General features: G+C 47.0%; 20 protein-coding genes. 10 read left to right on the top strand and 10 right to left on the bottom strand.

From position 1 onward, the window contains the following. Window positions 1–214: 214 nt before the first annotated feature. The 4 genes from PMG25_RS07320 to dndD all read left to right on the top strand — a co-directional run bounded on the left by PMG25_RS07320 (window position 215) and on the right by dndD (window position 6288). Window positions 215–1231 carry a DNA sulfur modification protein DndB gene (locus PMG25_RS07320; protein WP_283766245.1) on the top strand — a complete coding sequence of 339 codons (1017 nt, stop codon included), beginning with the start codon at window positions 215–217 and terminating at the stop codon, window positions 1229–1231. Beyond that, window positions 1228–2211: an HNH endonuclease gene (locus tag PMG25_RS07325; RefSeq protein WP_283766246.1), complete on the top strand. Its 984-nt coding sequence runs from the start codon at window positions 1228–1230 to the stop codon at window positions 2209–2211. The genes PMG25_RS07320 and PMG25_RS07325 overlap by 4 nt, the downstream gene beginning before the upstream one ends. Before the next feature lie 12 nt (window positions 2212–2223). Continuing rightward, window positions 2224–3879, top strand: coding sequence for a DNA phosphorothioation system sulfurtransferase DndC (gene dndC / locus PMG25_RS07330; protein ID WP_283766247.1), 1656 nt, complete (start codon window positions 2224–2226; stop codon window positions 3877–3879). Window positions 3880–4242: 363 nt separating this feature from the next. Then, window positions 4243–6288, top strand: a complete 2046-nt coding sequence (gene dndD / locus PMG25_RS07335; RefSeq protein ID WP_283766248.1) for a DNA sulfur modification protein DndD — start codon at window positions 4243–4245, stop codon at window positions 6286–6288. Between the two features lie 155 nt (window positions 6289–6443). Here the strand turns inward: dndD and PMG25_RS07340 are convergent, their stop codons facing one another. Genes PMG25_RS07340 through msrP form a run of 3 tightly spaced genes read right to left on the bottom strand, consistent with a single transcriptional unit; the run spans window position 6444 to window position 8502 of the window. Then, entirely contained in the window at window positions 6444–6938 is a 495-nt protein-coding gene (locus tag PMG25_RS07340; RefSeq protein WP_283766249.1) for a DUF4079 domain-containing protein, read from the bottom strand. A 57-nt stretch (window positions 6939–6995) separates the two neighbouring features. Further along, window positions 6996–7466: a hypothetical protein gene (locus PMG25_RS07345; RefSeq protein WP_283766250.1), complete on the bottom strand. Its 471-nt coding sequence runs from the start codon at window positions 7464–7466 to the stop codon at window positions 6996–6998. Window positions 7467–7521: 55 nt separating this feature from the next. Beyond that, window positions 7522–8502 carry a protein-methionine-sulfoxide reductase catalytic subunit MsrP gene (msrP, locus tag PMG25_RS07350; RefSeq protein WP_283766251.1) on the bottom strand — a complete coding sequence of 327 codons (981 nt, stop codon included), beginning with the start codon at window positions 8500–8502 and terminating at the stop codon, window positions 7522–7524. Between the two features lie 463 nt (window positions 8503–8965). Here msrP and PMG25_RS07355 point away from each other — a divergent pair, with 463 nt between their 5' ends. After that, window positions 8966–9541 carry a pentapeptide repeat-containing protein gene (locus tag PMG25_RS07355; protein ID WP_283766252.1) on the top strand — a complete coding sequence of 192 codons (576 nt, stop codon included), beginning with the start codon at window positions 8966–8968 and terminating at the stop codon, window positions 9539–9541. Window positions 9542–9632: 91 nt separating this feature from the next. Here the strand turns inward: PMG25_RS07355 and sbcD are convergent, their stop codons facing one another. The 3 genes from sbcD to PMG25_RS07370 form a co-directional block, all read right to left on the bottom strand. Next, complete coding sequence (sbcD, locus tag PMG25_RS07360; protein WP_283766253.1) at window positions 9633–10853, bottom strand: exonuclease subunit SbcD; 1221 nt, start codon at window positions 10851–10853, stop codon at window positions 9633–9635. A gap of 289 nt (window positions 10854–11142) precedes the next feature. Continuing rightward, a complete protein-coding gene (locus PMG25_RS07365) occupies window positions 11143–11391 on the bottom strand; it encodes a hypothetical protein (RefSeq protein ID WP_283766254.1) in 249 nt (82 codons plus the stop codon). Between the two features lie 78 nt (window positions 11392–11469). Further along, complete coding sequence (locus PMG25_RS07370) at window positions 11470–13290, bottom strand: FAD-dependent oxidoreductase (RefSeq protein ID WP_283766255.1); 1821 nt, start codon at window positions 13288–13290, stop codon at window positions 11470–11472. A 258-nt stretch (window positions 13291–13548) separates the two neighbouring features. Here PMG25_RS07370 and PMG25_RS07375 point away from each other — a divergent pair, with 258 nt between their 5' ends. Next, entirely contained in the window at window positions 13549–14229 is a 681-nt protein-coding gene (locus PMG25_RS07375) for a glutathione S-transferase family protein (protein ID WP_283766256.1), read from the top strand. Window positions 14230–14278: 49 nt separating this feature from the next. On the opposite strand, the gene PMG25_RS07380 is transcribed toward PMG25_RS07375, so the two are convergent. After that, complete coding sequence (locus PMG25_RS07380; RefSeq protein ID WP_283766257.1) at window positions 14279–14698, bottom strand: hypothetical protein; 420 nt, start codon at window positions 14696–14698, stop codon at window positions 14279–14281. Window positions 14699–14859: 161 nt separating this feature from the next. Between PMG25_RS07380 and PMG25_RS07385 the strand changes: the two genes are divergently transcribed. The 4 genes from PMG25_RS07385 (at window position 14860) to PMG25_RS07400 (ending at window position 18286) form a co-directional block, all read left to right on the top strand. Next, a complete protein-coding gene (locus PMG25_RS07385; protein WP_283766258.1) occupies window positions 14860–15207 on the top strand; it encodes a slr0373 family blue light stress response protein in 348 nt (115 codons plus the stop codon). 144 nt (window positions 15208–15351) lie between these two features. Next, complete coding sequence (gene ycf46, locus PMG25_RS07390) at window positions 15352–16854, top strand: stress-responsive protein Ycf46 (protein WP_283766259.1); 1503 nt, start codon at window positions 15352–15354, stop codon at window positions 16852–16854. Window positions 16855–17010: 156 nt separating this feature from the next. After that, window positions 17011–17364 (top strand): DUF1257 domain-containing protein, encoded by a 354-nt coding sequence (locus tag PMG25_RS07395; RefSeq protein WP_283766260.1) that lies wholly within the window; start codon window positions 17011–17013, stop codon window positions 17362–17364. Window positions 17365–17437: 73 nt separating this feature from the next. Further along, entirely contained in the window at window positions 17438–18286 is an 849-nt protein-coding gene (locus PMG25_RS07400) for a 3'(2'),5'-bisphosphate nucleotidase CysQ family protein (protein WP_283766261.1), read from the top strand. A gap of 3 nt (window positions 18287–18289) precedes the next feature. Here the strand turns inward: PMG25_RS07400 and PMG25_RS07405 are convergent, their stop codons facing one another. From PMG25_RS07405 to PMG25_RS07415, 3 genes are all read right to left on the bottom strand, one after another. After that, window positions 18290–19267 (bottom strand): peptidoglycan-binding domain-containing protein, encoded by a 978-nt coding sequence (locus PMG25_RS07405; RefSeq protein ID WP_283766262.1) that lies wholly within the window; start codon window positions 19265–19267, stop codon window positions 18290–18292. 226 nt (window positions 19268–19493) lie between these two features. Further along, complete coding sequence (locus PMG25_RS07410) at window positions 19494–20231, bottom strand: peptidoglycan-binding domain-containing protein (protein ID WP_283766263.1); 738 nt, start codon at window positions 20229–20231, stop codon at window positions 19494–19496. 51 nt (window positions 20232–20282) lie between these two features. After that, on the bottom strand, window positions 20283–20456 hold the full coding sequence (locus PMG25_RS07415; protein ID WP_283766264.1) for a hypothetical protein: 174 nt from the start codon (window positions 20454–20456) through the stop codon (window positions 20283–20285). Between the last annotated feature and the right edge of the window lie 237 nt (window positions 20457–20693).

The following is a 20693-nucleotide window of genomic DNA, read 5'->3' on the forward strand; positions in this document are numbered from 1 at the left end:
TAATGAGTAATGAGTGGGGGAATGGGGAATTTGGGGTTAAGGTTGATTATCTCATTGATATTCGTCAGGTTGCCCTCTTCCCCCTGCCCCCTTCTCCCACAGGAGAAGGGGGTTCAAAGTCCCTCTCCTTGGGGAGAGGGCATTTTTTCTAAAACTTTGGAATCTTTTTAAAAAACTATGTCATACTGGAGGGGTCGCGGGGGGGGAAAGGGTGATGTTGACTGCGTTTGAGTATGTGTTACCGGTGGTGCGGGGGATTCAGGCGGGGTATGAGTATTATACGTCGATGTGTCCTTTGCGGTTTTTACCGAAGTTGTTTCCGGTGGGGATGGGGAAGAGTGACCCGGTGTTGCGGGTTGGCCGATCGCCGTCTCGATCGCGAATTAAGTCTTTGTCTCGTTATATTTTAGACCATTCTCAGAGTTATGTTTTACCGGGGCTGATGGTGGCAATTGATGGGGATACGCGGTTTGAACCAGTGAGCGAGGAGGGGGAAGATTGGAAGATGGGGCGCTTGTATGTGCCCATGGATGCCACGTTGACGATTAATGATGGGATGCATCGTAGGATGGCGCTGGAATGGGCAGTACAGGAGCGTCCAGAGCTGGGATATGAGACGATCGCGGTATGTTTCTTTTTGGGGATGGGGTTGGAGCGATCGCAGCAGATGTTTTACGATCTCAATCGCTATGGGATGCGCGTCGATCCGGGTTTGGGGTGGTTGTATAACCATCGAGAGCGGGGCGAGGGTTGGGTGTTTCATGTGATTAAGGAGGTTGAGTGCTTACGGAAATTAACGGAGATGGAGCGCAGCCGTTTAGGGGCGAAGTCGGGTAAGTTGTTTACGTTGTCTGGGGTGTATCCGGCGATCGCCCAGATGTTGGAGCAGGGGGTAACGGTGGCAGAGGCGGTATTATTTTGGCGGGGGGTGTGGGAGGTAATGGGGGTTTGGCGATCGGTGTTGACGGGGGAGTTGATGGCGTGGGAGGCTAGGGAGAGGTATGTCTGTTGTCAGGCGATCGCCTTTTGGGGGTTGGCTGACGTGGGGGTTACCCTGTTGTCTCTGTATCCAGAGTCTTGGGAGAATTGCTTACAGGGTTTGGCGCGGGTGGATTGGTCAGTGGCTAACCCAGTTTGGCAAGATTCGATTATGATTAAGGGACGCTTTCCAGTTTCTGCTGCGACTAGGGTTTGGATGCGCGACTATTTGATGGGGTTTTTGGAAACATGAGTCAGGTTAGATCTGAGGAAGACCAACGGAATTTAGCTTATTATTGCAAGTGCTTTTCAACGCTTAAAGTCCACAAAACAAAGGAACTCGGTAAAGCTTTTCATAAACCAATTCTTCTTTTATCAGTTATAGATTTGATTGGTCAGGGTTATATTCAAAACAATCGCATTTTTGTTTCAGAAGAACTTGAAAAAATATTTGATAAATACTGGAAAATTATTGTTAAAGAATCTAGACGATTACCTAGACTTTATTACCCGTTTTTTCATCTTAAAAATGAAGGATTTTGGCATCTTGAGTTTAAGAAGCCATTTAAAGATACTCAAATTAAAAGTAAAACCAAGCTCAATGAGTTTGTAGAGTATGCATACCTTGATAATTCTTTATTTAAGTTACTACAAAATGACCAATACCGAAATCAGCTTATTGATACTTTGATTGCGTCATGGTTTAGTGTTAGTCAAACCAAGCTAGAAGAAATTTTAGACATTAATGATCGATTTGTAGAAGATCCTGAAGACTCACAGGATCTAGCAAATCTCAGTTTAAGAGATTCGGTAGAAACGCCAACTTTTAGAATGAGTAAATCTGTTGTAAGAAAAGCCTTTTTTCGTAAAAGTATTGTCCATATCTATGATTACCGATGTGCATTTTGCCGACTTAAAGTACAAAGAAGTTTGAAGCAGTTCATTGTAGATGGGGCACATATTAAACGACTATCAGAGTTTTATGATAATAGCATAACTAATGGTTTATCCTTGTGTAAGAACCATCATTGGGCTTTTGAAATGGGTTGGTTTTTCATTAATGAAGATTACAGAATCATAGTAGCTGATGATTTAGAAGAAGACTCACCTTATGCACGTCCTATGAAAGATTTTCACGGAGAACGTATACTGTTACCGAGTTTACAGAAAGATTTTCCTAGCCTTGAGGCCTTATACTGGCATCGTAAAAAAGTATTTGAAGCATACAGTTAAGAGGGATTCAAAGTGCTAGAACAACCCATACTTGAAAAAGAAACAACTGAATCGCGCACTATTCAAGAATTTATTGATGATCTGGAAACACTGACTCTAGAGATTCAAGAATTATACTTAGATAATGAAATTCCGTTTATTGTGGGTTTGTCTGGTGGCAAAGACAGTACAGCCACATTGCAGCTTGTTTGGAATGCTATCGCTAGGCTCCCCGAAGAAAAGAGGACTAAACTGATTTATGTCATTACAACTGACACTCTGGTAGAAAATCCGATTGTTTCTCAATGGGTTAGAAAATCTATCGAATTGATGAAAGCATCGGCCAAAAAGCAACGGATGCCGATTGAACCTCATTTACTCATTCCAGAAATATCAGAAACCTATTGGGTCGGATTAGTGGGTCGAGGTTATCCTGCACCGCGTCATAGTTTTAGGTGGTGTACTCCAAGATTAAAAGTTCATCCATCGAATCATTTTATCCGGGATATTGTCCGGAAAAATGGAGAAGCAATCGTAATTTTAGGAACCCGTAAAACGGAAAGCACTCGCCGTGCTGCCATCATGAACAAACGCGAGCAAGGAAAAGTAAAAGATCGGTTATGTCCTCATGTACACTTACCCAGTTCTTTACTCTATACCCCAATTGAAGATTGGCGAACGGATGAAGTCTGGATGTACCTCATGCAATGGGAAAATCCTTGGGGAAACAACAACAAAGATCTATTTTCCATGTATCGGGGAGCAACTGCCGATAACGAATGTCCCCTAGTCGTCGATACCTCAACCCCCAGTTGCGGAAGTTCTCGCTTTGGGTGCTGGGTTTGTACCTTAGTCGATAAGGATAAATCCATGGAAGCCATGATCCAAAATGACGAAGAAAAGGAATGGTTACAACCGCTTTTAGATATTCGCAGTGAACTCGATCCAAAAAATGATCGCGATAAACGAGATTTTCGGCGCATCTATGGAAGAGTCGAACTCTTTGAGCGCAAAATACAGGGAGCTGATAAAAAAACTGAACTCCAACCTATTCCCGGCCCTTATAAAAAAGAATGGCGGGAATATCTGCTCAGACGACTGCTCGAAGCACAGGTACAAGTTCGGCAAACTGCACCGCCAGAAATGGGAGAAATAACCTTGATCACCCCCGAAGAACTGAGCGAAATTCGCCGCATTTGGCTAGAAGAAAAACATGAATTCGAGGATAGCTTACCGCGAATTTATCAAGAAGTCACCGGAGAAGCATTTATCGATCGCCGTCCAGAAGGCGATCGCACCCTCCTCGGTTTAGACGAGTGGAGCGTTCTCGAAGAAGTCACCGATAAAGACTCCATGGAATTCGAGCTACTCGCCAGACTCCTCAACACCGAACGCCAATATCAAAACAAAGGCAGTCGTCACGGCATTTATGAAGCTCTGAGCAAATGCTTTGATATCAGTTCCCGCGAACAAGACAAAGCCATTACAGATGCTCATTTTCAACGAGCCATAAAAACCGCCACTTTGGAAGGAAACGCGGAAAAAGTGGAAGACTTCATCAAACACCCCGAAAAAGCCGATCCCAACCATCCCGACAACCAACCCAAACCCGAACCCCCACCCCCAACCGAACAACTCAGTTTAGGTTGGGGAGACATCAAATTTGGCTCGTCTGCTGAGAATGGTTAGCCCTCATCCCCCTGCCCCCTTCTCCCACGGGAGAAGGGGGTAAAGTCCCTCTCCCCGTGGGAGAGGGATATAGGGAGAGGGCACACAACGCTCGATACCCCACAAAAAAGTCCCTCTCCTGTGGGAGAGGGATATAGGGAGAGGGCACAACGCCTCATCCCCCACAAAAAAGTCCCTCTCCCCGTGGGAGAGGGATATAGGGAGAGGGCACACAACGCTCGATACCCCACAAAAAAGTCCCTCTCCCCGTGGGAGAGGGATATAGGGAGAGGGCATAACGCTCGATACCCCACAAAAAAAGTCCCTCTCCTGTGGGAGAAGGATATAGGGAGAGGGCACAACCATATTTAATTGTTAACTGACATGATCTTCCTCGAACTCGTATTAGAAAACTTCGGCCCCTACAGGGGTAGACAAATCCTCAACCTCTGCCCCAATGATGGTAAACCCATCCTCCTCTTAGGGGGAATGAATGGGGGAGGAAAAACCACCCTCATGGATGCCATTCGCTTAGTCCTTTATGGCCATCGTGCCGAATGTTCCACGCGGGGAAATCTCAGTTATGCCAACTTCCTGAAACAATGCGTTAACCGCCATACTCCCAACGGAGAAAAAACCCGGTTAGAACTGTTAGTACAGATCGTTTCTAGCGATAGCAGTAAGTTAGGACAGCAGGGTAGGGGCGAACGGCCGTTCGCCCCTACGTTCAATGTTTCTTCTGACTCTCAATTCCATACCCAACTGCGAATTATCCGCCATTGGACAACAGCAGACAGCAAAGATACCCTAGGCATTCTTAACGGTGAATTTCCCGAAAATGCCCTCAGAGATACTTGGGATGATTATATTGAAAACCTGTTACCTTTGGGCATTTCTAACCTGTTTTTATTCGATGGGGAACAGGTGAAAGAATTGGCCGATCTCGATGCTCCTCCTCCCTTAGTCGTGCAAGCGATTCAATCCTTATTAGGCTTAGAATTAGCCGATCGCCTGGACACCGACCTAGACATCCTCTCCCGTCGTCAGCAAAAGAAGATCGCCGATAAGCAGGAATTGGGCAATTTAGAGGACATTGACCACAAACTCAAGGGTTATGACCGGGAGAAGGAGCGCATTACCCAAGAGAGCAAGAATATAGAAAATATGCTCAAACGGGCCCAAAAAGCCGCTAAACAGGCCGAAAATGAGTTTGTTTCCGAAGGAGGAAAAATTGCAGCCGAACGCCATCAGCTTGACTTGGAGAAAAAGAACCAAGAGGCCAAAATTCAACAGACTCGCGACGCACTGGTGAATTTAGCCGCCACCTCCCTGCCCCTGAGCCTGATTGAAGATCTGATCAACCCGGCGATCGCCCAAGGGAAAGCGGAACAGGAGTCCCTCAAAGCGCAAATTTCCCGCGATCGCATTCAGGAGCGCGATCGGCGTTTACTCAACCATCTGCAAACCCTTAATCTTTCCGACTCCCAAACCACCGAAATTGAAGCCTTTTTACAGCAAGACTACTACCATTTAGAACAGGAAATCTTACCCCCAGAAAAAACCTGGCTACAAGCCACCCCGGAAGAACTAGAAAACCTAGAAAAACTGATCGCCTACGACGTTCCCACCCAACGACAAAAAGCCCAAGCCGAATCCGAAGCCCTGGAAAAATTAGAGCAGCAACTGATGGATATCGAGCGCAAACTCACCGTCGCCGCTTCTCCCGAAATCTACCAAAAATTAATGGAAGCCAAAGAACAAGCCAACGACAAAAAGACCAAACTCGAAATCGATTTAGAATACAAACATCGGCAACTGCGAGACATCGAGCGCAGCATCGACGAGGCGAAAAAAGAACTCAAAGACTACAGCGATAAATTTCTGGCTAGGGAAAGCGAGACCCATATGGTCAACTCCATCGCCAGAGTTAAAATAATACTCACTCAATACCGAGAAAAACTCACCCTCAAGAAACTCAACAAGCTCGAAAACCACGTCACCGAATGCTTCCGCTACCTGCTGCACAAATCAGACCTCGTTCACCGCGTCGTTATCAGTACCGAAGACTACAGCCTCGCTCTGTATGATTGCGAAGGTCAACCCCTGCCCAAACACCGCCTATCTGCCGGAGAAAAACAACTTTTGGCGATCGCCTTTCTCTGGGGTTTAGCCAGAGTCTCCGGCCGCCAACTCCCTGTTGCCATTGATACCCCCCTTGGTCGCCTCGACTCCTCCCACCGGCAAAACCTAATCGAGCGCTACTTCCCCAGCGCCTCCCACCAAGTCATGCTCCTCTCCACCGATACAGAAATCGCCCAAACCGAAGTTAAAAATTTACGAGAGCAACAAGCCATTACCCGCGAATACCTGCTCAAATACGACCCCACCACCGGCCAAACCACCATTCAAGAGGGTTATTTTTGGGAATAGGTAATCGGTAATGAGTAAGACTTGAAACTCTTCTGTCTTCAAGTCTTGATTTTCAATGCTTGCCAGCAGAGCGCTTTTCATGTCTGCGAAGCCCTGTATCATTGAAAACCCCCCTGAACAAAGGGGGGTTAGAGAAAATCAAGCTATAAGTCGATTTAAATGGATAAGCCCAAGTTCAGACCTAAAAAGGCATGAACGAACAACAGTGCCAAAGCTGCCGTACCCAAATAAGCATGAACGGTACGCAAGGAAGGTTTATTATCTCCCCCAAACTTGGTAATCGAAATTGCCCCATTAATGCCCAACAGCACTAAGACAATCGAACCCGTCCAAAAGTGCGGACTCTCTAGAATAGGCTGCCCTTGCATCACTAGAGATAAAACCCCTCCGGTATATCCGAGACCCAAGAATAGGGTTAAAAATGGGGCAAGTTTGCGGTGATTGAGCAGATTTTGAGTTTTCTCCTCTTCATTAGTCGCACTCCGTCCGCGCCATCCGACAAAGGCAACAAAACTGCCCAACACAAAAACCACAATACCCATCATCAGGGGGTGTCCCCAGTGGGTGATGGGTTCAGGAATGCCCAAACTGGCGAAATAATCAGCAATGGGGTCAACAATGGGGTGTAAAAAGTCTCTAATGGTGTCCATGGAGTAATCCGAGTAATATTTTCAGTCGAGTCGTTTACGATTCCCAGACTTTGAGATCTAAAAGTCTGTGGGGTGTTTCCGGAAGTCTTGATAAGACTCCCATACTTTATTAGTGTAAACAGCAATGTCCCCTTGATCATACAAATTGGGATTACCCGACACCCACCAAGCCGCCGTTCTACGGATGGCAAGGTTTTCATCTTGAGCGCTGGTGGCATATTCTTCGGCGAGAACATCCCCGACAATACAGACTAAAACGGCTCTGGTTTGCTCAAGATTGACTGCAAAGGCTTCCGGAGCGACTGATTCCCCCAGACACCATCGAGACCATCGGGTAATATTATTCGGTCTAATTTTCCACGGGCCATAGAGCATTTCTGCGGTTTGCCCTTGGGGGGCTGAAATTCGCAAAGCTTCGACTAGGGCTATAATCTGATAGCGCTGTAGCTCTGCCCAAGCAGGAACGACCCACAGGACTAGGCCGGCGATCGCCCCTAGTCCTCCTAATCTCCAATATTTAGTTTTCACTCCTCATCACCTGTTAATGGTTAGGTTTAATGCTCACACTCTTTAAAGCATAGGCTTAACCATATAAATGAGCCACCCATTCCCCATAGCCGTTATAGTGCAAGGTCGGTTGTCTGGGCCAAGTGAACGGCGCTCCTTCACTAATAAGCCGTTCCGTGGCTTGAGACCATCGGGGATGGGGTTTATCGGGATTCACATTGGCTTCAAAACCATATTCACTGGCATCGATCGTATTCCAAAAGGTAGCCGGTTGAGTGTCGATAAATTCAATCTTGACAATAGATTTTGCGCCCTTAAATCCATATTTCCAAGGAATGACTTGACGAATGGGTGCGCCATGTTGTTTGGGCAAATCTTTGCCATAAATTCCCGTGGCAAAAAAGGCGAGTTCATTGGCCATCTCGTCAATTCTTAAGCCTTCAGTATAGGGCCAAGGAATGCTAGAAAAGGGACTCCAGGAGGGGCCGGTACTAATAGCTTTATCATACCAAGAGGTAAACCGGACAAATTTCGCCTCGGAGGTGGGTTCGACCGCTTCGATCAGTTTCCGCATAGGGAACCCTAACCAAGGGACAACCATAGCCCAAGCTTCGACGCAGCGAAACCGATAAACCCGCTCTTCCATCTCAAATTTTTTGCGTAAATCATCGATATCATAGGTTTGGGGATTTTTCACCAATCCTCCCACTTCTACTTTCCAGTTTTCGGTCGGCAACGCTTGGGCCGCTTGCTGAATGGATTTGGTGGTTCCAAACTCGTAAAAGTTATTATATTGGGACGATAGGGCCTGGGGGGTAATTTCCAAATTGCCCTGGAGAAAGTCTGGATTTTGAGCGATCGCCTCTGGCGTGGTATAACCATATTCAATATTGCCCGGTTGATTTTGCTGGCCACAAGCCGTTAAAGGCAGCAGACTAGCGGTAATTCCCGCTCCCATCAGCCCCTTGAGCAATTTCCGACGATTCATGAAGACCGACTCTGGGGTGATCTGGCGATCGGGAATATCCCAGATTTGGGGAACTTTGATTAAGGTCATGGCAATTGGTAAACACTCAATGCAGCAAGAATAACGATTTTTGGTTCTATTGTAGTCTAACTTGAAACATTCGACCGTTTAGATCAACCATAATAGAGGAATTAAAATCAAGGTTAATAGACCTGAAATTATTAATGCTTTTTCCATGGTTTTATTGATCATTCCTAGAATAATGATTATAGTTACAATCAATAAAAATACACCAATGTAAACAATCGTTTGTCCACTATCAGAAACCAGATCTACGGGTTCCGGTAAGGATTCCGGACTCGGAGAAATAGTTGGGCTTTGTACAAGAAAGTGTGGTATATCATACATAAAGTGTTCTGTCCTACTAGATAGCAATCGAATAATTCTATCATTAGAATCAGAAAAAGTTAATATTTTTTTAAGCTTAAATTTCTCGATGTAGGAGCTATGATTATACTCAAAATAGTTGAAGTTTCTTCACCTCTTTACGACCATGCTCAAACTCAAAACGACTCTAGCCACGGTTATCGGGATAAGTCTAGGATTAACGACTGTAGCGATCGCCGCTAACCCCGATCATGTTTCCCAACTGCTCAACGGAGGTCGCACCTGTCAAGGATGCGATCTAATTGAAGCTGATTTAAGTAACATTACAGGCAGAACCGTTAAAGGCTCGCAATTACGGCAATCTCGGTTAATGAATGCCAACTTAAGTAACAGTAACTTTGAAGGGTCTTACTTCACTTGTGCCGATTTAAGCAACGCTAATTTACAAGGCGGTAACTTTAGATGGTCTAACTTTGTAGATGCTAAGTTGCAAGGAGTCGATCTGCGCGGTGCAGACTTAAGAAATACAGACTTAACCGGAGCCGATTTTACGGGGGCGATCGTTGATAATCAGATTAAGCTCAATGGCGCTAAAATGCCCGATGGCGCAACGATTTACCAAGGCGATCCCGAAACCCCAGACGAGATGCGAGAACCCGTTGATTTGAATACTTTAGATTTTCAAAGAGCGAGAGAAGAACGGGAACAGCGCCGCTATTGTGAATCGACAAATAACCAGTAATGTAGCGCTACGCGCTAGGGAATAGGGAATGGGCAATAGGCAATAGGTAATCCCCGCGTCTGAAGTGTCTCCCTATCCCCCCATTCCCCCACTAAAGTGCCTCACGCTGCAATAACTCTTGTGCTGCTTCTAGCATCTGTGGAGCCAATTCTTGTAAATCTTCCCGATTGTCTAAATAAGCTTGCAGAGCTGATAGAGGATCGACTTCCTTCCCTTGGCCTAATTCTGGGAGTCGCGTGCGGGAAAGTTGACTGACTAATTCCGGTTGAATGGTATAACTATGGGCAGCTTCTAGCTGTTGATGGAGTTCCTGGGAATCGATTAAATCGAGCTGTTCCGAACGAATTTGATAAATCAAACGCACTACAGCATCTTGAATGGATGATTTTTCTAGGGTATGGTTGAGTTTGTCTTGGGGGTTTTCTGCCTGGGTGAGATCCACTTTAATGGTCTTAAATGCCCGCACATTTAAGGGACAAAACTCTACATGGGTCTGCCTTTTCTCGATGTCCACCAGCATATAACCCTTCTGTTCTTTCTCTTCACTAAAATCGACCCGTTCAATACTACCCGGATAGACAACCGGGGGGCGATCGCATAAAATTTGATGTTTATGGACATGGCCCAGGGCTACATAGTCGAAACAGGGACGGGCTAGAATCGACAAGGGAATGGTAAACCCTTTACCCACAGCTAAAAAGCGCTCTGCCCCATAATGGGCATTATCGACCATCACATGGGCTAAAAGAATGGTGGGAATATCAGAATTGAGGCGGCGAATTTGGGCTTCGAGGGCAGTTCGCAAACGGTCGATTAACTGATGATTAATTTCTGATAGCGATAATTCTTTGGTTTCTGGACGAGTGAATAAACTCGAACGGGTTAACCAGGGTAGGGTAATCACTTGAACGGGGCCGTGGGGGGTGGTAATCTGATGCAAAGCTAGGCGATCGCCCACAATAAACCCTGGAACCCCCAAAGTTTGGTAAATCGATAAACTCGCCCCCCCCTTCCCTTGAGCATGTTGGTCATGATTTCCCACCAATAACACCGTCGGAATATTCGCCTCCACTAACCGGTAGAATTGCCGCGCAAACGCTTGACTCACATAGGGAGGAGGAGTCGCATCCGGGAAAGCATCGCCCCCAAATAAGACTAAATCCACCGGTTCGGCGATCGCGCGATCGATACATTCCGACAAACTCCTGATAAAATCTTCCAAGCGCGTATTCAGCCCAGTTTCCGGATTCACCCGTCCATGACTCAACCCACTCCCCAAATGGATATCCGATAAATGTAAAACCTTAATCATATCCAGTCCAATTAAACGGTTATCCTTCCCAATTTATCCTAGAGCCTTGACACAGCTAAAAATGTGCATTAGCGTAGGGTGGGTTAGGCGGCTAAAACCTAGACTCTGACAGCAATCTATCAATCCGCCGTAACCCACCATTTTAGGGTTGTCACGGCACGAGAGCCGTTTACCCATCACCCATGACAAAAATACCCCCATAAAGACTATGGGGGACTATAGGAGCTAAAGCTGATCATCATGGTATTAGAAGTGCAGGACTAGACAGTATTCCATCCCGACTATCCCTTTAAGTTGCCTGATTCGAGTCAATTCGCCCACTACCCCGACGAGCAATTTCTGTGCTATCAAAAGATTGGGAAGAAGGGCAACCGTTATCACAGCGTCCGCTTCCCCGATGGTCTTCTGCATAGGTAGCAGATTGACCGAACTCGGAACCAACCGTGGCACTGGTTTGCAGGTTAACCCAACCTATTGAACCAATAACCAAGGACAAAAACAGAAAACGATTAACTTTAATGGAGTTGTAGATACGCATGGGAAACATCTGCCTTGAAGTAACTGTTCTACTTCTCATCGGTTTCCCTAGTTCATCCGGATAAACTCTAGAAGTTTATCAACTGAAAACGTCCGTAATTTCTTCCACAATCATCCAACCCCCGGCTAAATTCATCCGTCCGCGCAGACGAACCCGTTTTTGATCTGCCAGCGTCTGTAAAGCTGCATTGACTAGGGGTTCAGTGGTAATCAGTCGCCAAGTACGCCCCCCCCACTCAGAAGGAGTGCTGACCTGCAATTGATAGCTTTGTTCCTCTAAACGCTTAAACAGTCCTGATACCTCTAACCCATCAGTACAAGGGTTTCCTAAGCGAGCTAGAGGCGAGGGAACATCGCCACTTTTGGGATACTCCTGGCCATGGTCTAAATAATAAAATTGCCATTTTTGCCAATCTGGGGAGCCATGGGTCAGATTAAAACAGGGAATAACGGCTGCTGGGGCGCTTGTATCGGTCAATAAAGCTGATTGTAAGACTTGCACCGGCAGAGTATGGGGGTCTTCCTGGCGTTGAACACACAGCGCTGCCGCCATTCCTGCGGCTTGACCAATATTCATCACCACCGGTTGTAAGCGGGTGGCTCCATTAGCAATATGGGAGACAGAAATATTCTTTTCGCAAACAAGAAATCCGGTAATTTCTTCTGGAACTAAACAGCCATAGGGAATAGCAAAAGGCGTTCCCGTCCATCGTCCCCCCCAGCGCACAGCTTTGGGAGCCAGACGGAAGTCAACCCCTGGATAATGATGGTCGTTGGGATAGTTGGCAATAACAATACTATTAATCTTTCCCGTCTCATCTCTGGGTAAGAGCGCCACATTGCCCTCCGGTTGGGGCAAAATATCCTGTTCTCGTAGGGTAACTTTGCCTTTAAGTCTCCGACTTTCCCGAAAATAGGGGTAAAGAGCAACTCCTTGTTGAAACTGGGGAAGGAGTGCAGAACGGGGGGAGGTGGTGGAGTCGAGGACAGGAAATTGATTAACCGCTAACCCGTAGCGCTGTCCGAGTTGGCTTTGAATCGTGCGCCCAAAGTTGAGACTATGTTCTAGGGCTTCTTGTAAGAGGATAAACTGGTCTTGGGGCGACTCAATCAGGCGATTCAGATTTACTCCATAGTCATTGCCCTTAATCGGCCAATTCATCATCATTGTGCCACCCGGTAAACGGCCATAGCTCAAGAATTTCTCTACACCATGGTTTTCCCATGCACCCGCAAAGGCTGATTCATCAACAGAACCGGGAATTTCTGGCGCACTGACTCCTTCTCCATAATCTTGCAGATGAATTACCCAAGTGGGCGCTTGCACGGGATACTTTTGGGTGAGTTCATTGGCTTCTTTAGGAGCGCTCGGTTCTCCCCATTCCCCTTGCAGTTCCCACCCCCAACGATGGGGAATATCGGCTAAGGCAAGTAAATCTCCCAGTTCAGTTCCATCTAGGGTAAGTGTGGCGTTTACCCGCAAGTTTTGAAACCGAACACCGGTTACCCGGTTACCCTTTCGATACACTTCCAAAGGTGTTTGTCCCCAAATCCAATCTAGATTGGGCAGCGCGTCTACCCAGTCCCGGAAAATTTGCGCTCCTATTTGGGGACTAAATCCAAATAAACTCACCCAATTATGGTCTAATCCTCCCGGTTGTTTCTGCCCTAATTCCCGCACAAATGCCCCCCACATTCCCGTTTGAAAGGCTGCCAACTCGCTACCATCGGGAGCAGAGACTCCGGCTGCGGTTAACATGCCCCCTAACCAAGGAAATTCACTGACGAGCAGGGTTTGAGCGCCCCTGCGAGCGGCTTGGATGGCGGCACAAGTGCCCCCCGTACCTCCACCGACAACGAGGATTTCTACGGTGCGTTCTTCTATTTGTATGTGGTTCATGTCTTGCCTCAGAGTTGGATACTCTGGGCATTATGGCAAGAAAGGGCTTCGCTTTGGTCGAGGAGGTAGGGGCGAACGGCCGTTCGCCCCTACAGATTTTGGGTTTGATTAAGTTATCACTCCATCGATCGCCTCTGACTCAACCAAGGGTATAAATCTTCTAAACTCGTCCAATCCACAATTGAGTTTGAGTCAATTGACGGTCATTCCATCAGGTCTATACAATTCTAGGGCAAACTGATTGAGAGATTGTAGTCCATGGCCCCATCCCTATCTGCCCCTATTCTCGGTCTAATGGGTGTAATTGCATCACTGCTGATGCCGATGGAGGCGATCGCCCAACCCTCACCCATGACTGAAAACCCAACATCTGAACTCCAACTGTATGGTGGCCCAAGGACGCGATCGCCGTTAGTCCAATGGTATTTAGAAGAGCTAAACCTTCCCTATCAGTATATCTCCCTCAATATCCAGGAAAATGAACACCGCAAACCAGAGTATTTGACCATTAATCCCATGGGTAAAGTGCCTGCACTGGTGGATGAGGACTTTACCATCTGGGAGTCTGGGGCGATTTTGCTGTACTTGGCAGAAAAGTATGGAAATTTACCGGATGATTTGGAAGGGCGATCGCAGCGAGTACAGTGGGTTTTGTTTGCCAATGCCACCCTAGGGCCAGGGTTATTTTTGCCCGATCGCCGCGATCGAGAAATGCCTCGTTTATTAGCACCACTGAATCAGATTTTATCTCAACAGCCGTTTTTATTGGGGTCAAACCTGGATGTCGCCGATGTAGCGGTGGCTTCGTATCTGTATTATGCCCAGATGTTAGCCCAACTTGATTATGGTGATTATCCCGCTATTGTGGCTTATCTGGAACGCATTACGTCCCGAAAGGCGTTTCAAAACACCTTGGGCCAAAGGTTTGCCGGTTCATAGGTATCGCTCCTTTCTGAGGATAAACCTGACATTAGGGGTTATTTTAGGGTTAATGGACGGGAATGGTGTATTCCCTGGCGATCTGTTCAAAGAGGGGATAATATTGGGCGAACTCGGAACTGGGCGATCGCCCCTCCCAAACATAATAGACTTGATTACTATAGATTCTCAGGGTTAACCGGCTGGTGGTGGTCTCCACGGTGGGGGTTAATACGGCTTTGATTCCCTGGTTGGTGACGAAGTTCGGGCCAGGCTCTAAACCCTTGAGATCGACCTGGGAGCGGGCAAACCCTTGGATCTGAATCTCTGGGCGATCGGGATGAGTGAAAATTTGCCCATCTTGATTTTCCGGTGGGGGTAGGGCTTGCCATCGGTGGGGATAGGGGAAGGTAAATCCATAGCGGGGATTTTGATAAATTTTCCAGTTACTTGATGGAGGAGTGGCAGAGCAAGCAGAGACTGAAATCAAGACACACAAAGGGATTAGCGCTTTTAACGCCTTCCTCCATCCTCTCTGTTTTGTAAAGTAATGTAACAATATTGCCGTCATACAGTCTTTACGTCTTGACAGCTAATGATAGAATCGATAAGGTAATAAGGCATAGCCGGATAGGACGACTCCAGAGCTATATGCAAGACAAGCAAAAAGTTACGCTGTACATTCCCCCAGAACTCCATCGTCGGCTAAAAATACAAGCGGCGGTCGATTTAGAACCGATGTCAGCCATTGTAGAACGAGCAGTTTCATTCTACCTGGAACACCCAGAGGTTGTGGAAAATATGAACGATTCCCACGGGAAGACATATCAAATCCATACCTGTCCAGAATGTAAAAGTTCAGTCGTTATCAATGATGGAGAACTGGTCACTCTTAAGAATCAGCCCACTGTGCTGTCTGAAGAGGAACTGCCAGTTGAACGGGTTTCAAATCTTAACCCCACTTCTCAGTCTGGCGAGGAAGAATTAGTTCCGTGCTAAACATTGTCGGATCGTATCCGATTAGGAACGGCCGGGCTAATCCGATATTTAAGCTAAACCTTTAACCCTTAGTTATCGATTTAGTCCCATCAGGTTAGTCTAGCCGCAACCCATATCCCCACTGTTGCAAGTAGGTCGATCGCTATGCGAGAGCAGCTTAGTATTCTGATTAAAGCTCAATATCCTCTAATCTACCTCGTAACCTCTGAGGAAGAGAGGGCAGAGCAATCCATAGCCAACCTTGCACAAGGCAAGTCTCCCAGACGACTCTACGTTTGGACAGTGACACGAGGAATGGTCGAGTACGGAGAACCTCGCAGCGTAACCCAGCACAATACGTTGTCACCGGAAGCGGCGATCGAATGGGTGATTCGCCAACCTCCCAAAGAAGGCGCGATCTTTATTTTTAAGGATTTGCACTCTTTCTATACGCCAACAATCGTGCGGTGGTTACGCGATGCGATCGCCAATTTTAAGGGAACGCAGAAGACAATCATCTTGATGTCTCCTGTCCAAGAAATTCCCATCGAACTGGAAAAAGAAGTCATTGTACTTGACTTTGCCCTACCCGATTTAGAGGCACTCAATCAAGTCTTATCCACCCAACTCGGTTCGAGTCGGATCAAGACCAATGTGCGAGAAAAACTCCTGAAAGCAGCTCTAGGCTTAACCCTAGACGAAGCCGAAAAGGTGTATCGCAAAGCCCAAGTGACAGCCGGTCGATTAACAGAATCTGAGGTAGAAATTGTTCTATCTGAGAAAAAACAGTTAATTCGCCGTAACGGTATCCTGGAATACATTGAAGAAGACGAAACCATTGATGCGATCGGTGGCTTAGAGGAACTCAAATCATGGCTCAAACAGCGCTCTAATGCATTTACTGAGCGAGCCAGGCAATATGGCTTACCCCAACCCAAAGGAATGCTCATTCTAGGAGTTCCCGGTTGTGGAAAATCCTTAATTGCCAAAACCACCTCTCGCCTATGGGGATTACCCCTACTCCGATTAGACATGGGTCGAGTCTACGATGGTTCCATGGTCGGTCGTTCAGAAGCGAACCTCCGAAACGCCCTGAAAACGGCTGAATCCATTTCCCCAGCTATCTTGTTCATTGATGAACTCGACAAAGCCTTTGCGGGAGGAACCGGGTCTGCGGACTCCGATGGGGGAACCTCTAGTCGGATCTTTGGCTCATTCCTCACCTGGATGCAGGAAAAAGACTCTCCCGTATTCGTGATGGCAACCGCCAACCGCGTGGAACGCCTACCCGGAGAATTCTTGCGTAAAGGTCGCTTTGACGAAATCTTCTTTGTTGACTTACCCAACGAACAAGAGCGTACAGATATTTTCACTATTCATCTAGAAAAACGTCGCCGAGATGTGTCCCGCTTCGATCTTGAGCAACTCTCAAAGATTTGCGATGGTTTTTCTGGAGCCGAAATTGAGCAGGCCATTATTGCAGCCATGTATGAAGCCTTTGCCCAGGATCGGGAATTTACCCAACTGGACATCATTGCTGCCATAAAAGCCACGTTGCCCCTGTCGAAGACGATGCAAGAACAGGTAACGGCCCTCAGAGATTGGGCCAGACAACGGGCTAGACCTGCGGCCGCTTCCGTTGCTGAGTATCAGCGACTGGAGTTCTAACAGACTTTCTCTCCTGCTCCCAACAGGAGGAAAGACTAGCGTATCCCTCGCTAGTTTCATTTAAAGCCAGCGATCGCCAAAAACGATCAACGGCATAGTTTCAATCCATAAGTTGTCGTTTCTCTCAAACACCGTTTTCTTAGGAGGAAATCTCAAATGTCTCACTTTAGCACCCTGCGTACCAAAATCACCGACGCTGAAATCCTCAAGTCTTCCTTGCGTGACCTGGGTATCTCCGTCAAGAGTGAAGCCAATGTGCGCGGATACAACGGCCAACAAGTTCGTGCTGACCTCGTTGCTGTTCTCGAAGGCGAGTATGACCTCGGCTGGTCTCGCAATGCGGATGGTTCTTTCGACCTCATCGCTGACCTCTGGGGTGTAGCTAAAAAGCACAACCAAACCGAGTTGATCAACTCCATCAACCAAAAGTATGCAGTCAACAAGACCCTGAGCGAAGTTAAGCGTCCTGGTCTGCAAAACGCGAACGTGAAATTGGTCGTACAAAAGTAATTTCTCTAGCGCGTTTCCAAGTTAACGGGTTAACCTAATGCTGGTTACCCCGTTTTTTTATGTCGAGAGAGCTATGGATGACATTGCATCTGAGTTTAATCCCAAAATCACTCAAGTCTTACAAGAGTGTGGTCAACAAATTGAGTTGCTCAGTCAATCGTTTGAGGTGGATGAAAAAGGGCCAGGAGATTATGTCACCAATGTCGATCGCTATTTAGACCGGAAATTAGCCCAAGTTTTTGGTAGCATGTTTCCCCAAGATGGCATTATTACTGAGGAAAATGAAGCATCAAGGGGCTTATTTCACCAAGCCTATGAACACTTATGGTGTATTGACCCCTTAGATGGTACAGAAGGCTTAGTCAATGGCCGTCAAGATTATGCTGTTATGGTAGGACTATTGCGAAATTATCAACCGATCGCCGGTTGGATTTATGCCCCAGCACGGGCCAGATTATATTATGGGGGCTACGATTGGGGTTTGTTTGAAATCCGCTCTCAAGAACTGCCTAAAGCCATTATCCCCCAAATCCCTCCCCCCCCGTCTGCCTCATTCTGTCCCGTGCAAATTGGCTTTCAAGACCGAAAAACCTATGGCCAAGCCTTAACCGAGTTTATTCCCCACATTCAGTTTAATTCTTTAGGCAGCTTTGGCTTAAAGGTGTTAGAAGTCATTTTTGGCCGGGTGGGCTTGTATTTTTACTTTAATCGTCGGGTGAAACTCTGGGATACTGTTGGCCCGATCGCCTTAGCTCAGAAAGCCGGATTAGTCTGTTGCGATCTTGAGGGCCAACCCCTAGAGTTTACCCCCAATGCCATCGATCCAGATAGCCTCGCCCACCAACAAATGATTGTCATTGGTTGGCCCGATTATATTGATGCACTTCTACCCGGCTTACAAAAAGCTGTGTACTCCATTTAGAGGTTAACGGAAATAAACAACTCTGGCATTGGTAAATCCTCGAAATCGCAACCAAGCCGACTGACTCTCCGCTTGATCTCGATTACCATAGGTTCCCACATAAATATATCGGCCTCGGCGATTGCGGTAGAGTTGTGCCCCGGAGTTAACTTCCTGAACTCTAGTCACCAGAGTGTTATCGCCTGTGGGAATAACGACCACATATCCTTTGGGCGTAAACCTGGGGATGGCCATATTGTTTCCCGATCCACCCCCATATAATGCTTGTATAGTTTCGGCATCAGCGATACCATTAGCAAATAAACCCCTAGATAACTGAAACTGCTCGACAGCATCTCTGGTAAGCGGGCCATAATATCCATCAATGGGGCCTGGATTAAAACCGTTATTGATTAATAGTCTTTGGAGTTCTACAACATCATTTCCCTGAGCGCCTGGTGCTAATTGACGGTTAATTGTCCCAAAGGATTGAACCGACGGATTATATACATTGGAGCCGAGATAAGAAGGCGTGTTGAAATTCGGTGGAGGGGGAGGGGGAAGGAAGGATGAGACAGGTACGGTTGGGATTCTCGGAGGTATTCCCAAACGTTGACTAATAGCCCACGTAGTATCCTGTCCAACGACACCATCTACCTGAAGGCCAGCTTGTCTTTGTAAATTCCTGACTGCTTGATCGGTTGCCCAATCAAAGTTACCATCTATTGGGCCTTGATAGTATCCCAACTGCTGTAGCTGCCACTGAAGTTCTCTCACCTCCAGGCCAACACTTCCCCTTTGTAATAAGGCGAGAGCAGCTTGGGCTAAAGTCAGAATCGTCAGAGCAGTGGCTACAGACAGTAATCGCAGGATAAAGCGACTAGAGATAGGTTTAGAGAGCCACTGTTGCCAGAATTGCTTCAGCCATTTGCCCAAGATCAATTCAGGGCTGGTGGGGTCTTGATAGGCGAGGGCTAGATGTAGATAGGCTAGAGAGTCCATAGGAAATAAGGGATTTTAATCCAGATGTCTATGTTGCCCTTATTCTAGGCGATTTTTTCCAGTAACATGACTCAAAATGACTCACTATGGATTTCTTTTGCTCAAGGATTGGTTGCTCAGGCAGCGAATTGGTGCGTTACGCTTCGCTAACACACCCTACCGATAGGGACTCAATCCGCCGTAACCCACCATTTTAGGGTTGTCACGGCACTACCGATAGGGACACTCAGCGAATATCTTCGGGGCTAATGCCATAGCTCTCTTGCGCTCTGGATATAGCTGCTTCAGTTTGGGGGCCTAAAATGCCATCTAAGGGGCCATCATAAAATCCCCTGGCTTTTAAGCGGCGCTGTAATTCTAGAACATGGGGATCTGACCCTGCACTTAAGGCGTTCCCCATGGGCGCTCCATTTTCGAGTCTTGCTTGGGTGCGGCGGCCATAAATGCCATCTGGGGTTAAGCCTTGAGATTGTTGATAGGAGCGAACCGCTTCCTCGGTTAAGGAGCCATATAATCCGGTAATGGGGCCGTTAAAGAAGCCTGTGGCCATCAATTTTTCTTGTAGAGCAGTGACTTGAGGGCCTTGGTCTCCGCGCTGAAGTAGGGGAGAATTGTCTAAGGTCGATCGCCCTGTGCCTGCTGAACGTAACCGACTCCAAGTTTGTGCGCCCACAATACCATCGGGAATTAGGCCCTGGTCTTCTTGAAAGCGAATTACTGCATCTCTAGTGAGTTCTCGAAACAGTCCGGTGGGTTGTAAATTAAAGTACCCTAATCGTTGCAACTGTTCCTGTAATTCCCGAACTTGCGGCCCATCTTCTCCCATTTCCAGAGCTTGGACTGAGAGAGTTACCGAGCCTATAATTAGAGTAGTTGTGAGCAGCACTCGGATAAACTGAGAACCTATAGCGCTTCGCGCTAGGGAATAGGGAATAGGGAATAGGGAATAGGGAATGTGGTACATGGCTTTTAGCCTTTAAGACTCTACACCATAACAGCGCCAAGCGCTGCAAGTTTAAGCGATCGCCCGATCGATTAACCAAGCCGAGATCCCCGCAAACAGGGTAATAGCTAGACCCACGAGGGGATGTTGCCCTTGGCTAACGGCAAAAGAAGTAACAATACCTGCGCCAATACTGCCAGTCACGATCGCTTCGAGCCAATCTGAATCAGAACGCTTATTATGCATAGAGGATCACTGCTTGGGTGAGTGTCGATCAATTTTGTCTTCTCAGGGTATCACCCAAATTTCTCCAGAGTACGTGATCGCCCCTAAATTGCAATCAACCTTGAAATTTAGAGATTTTTCTTAACATTTACAGCATTTCGCGGGGTAATGGGTAATGGGTAATATGGATTCTTTACTGGGTTTTCCCCATTCCCCATTCCCCATTCCCCATTCCCCATTCCCCATTCCCTATTCCCC

This window comes from Roseofilum capinflatum BLCC-M114 (assembly GCF_030068505.1).
GTDB lineage: Bacteria > Cyanobacteriota > Cyanobacteriia > Cyanobacteriales > Desertifilaceae > Roseofilum > Roseofilum capinflatum.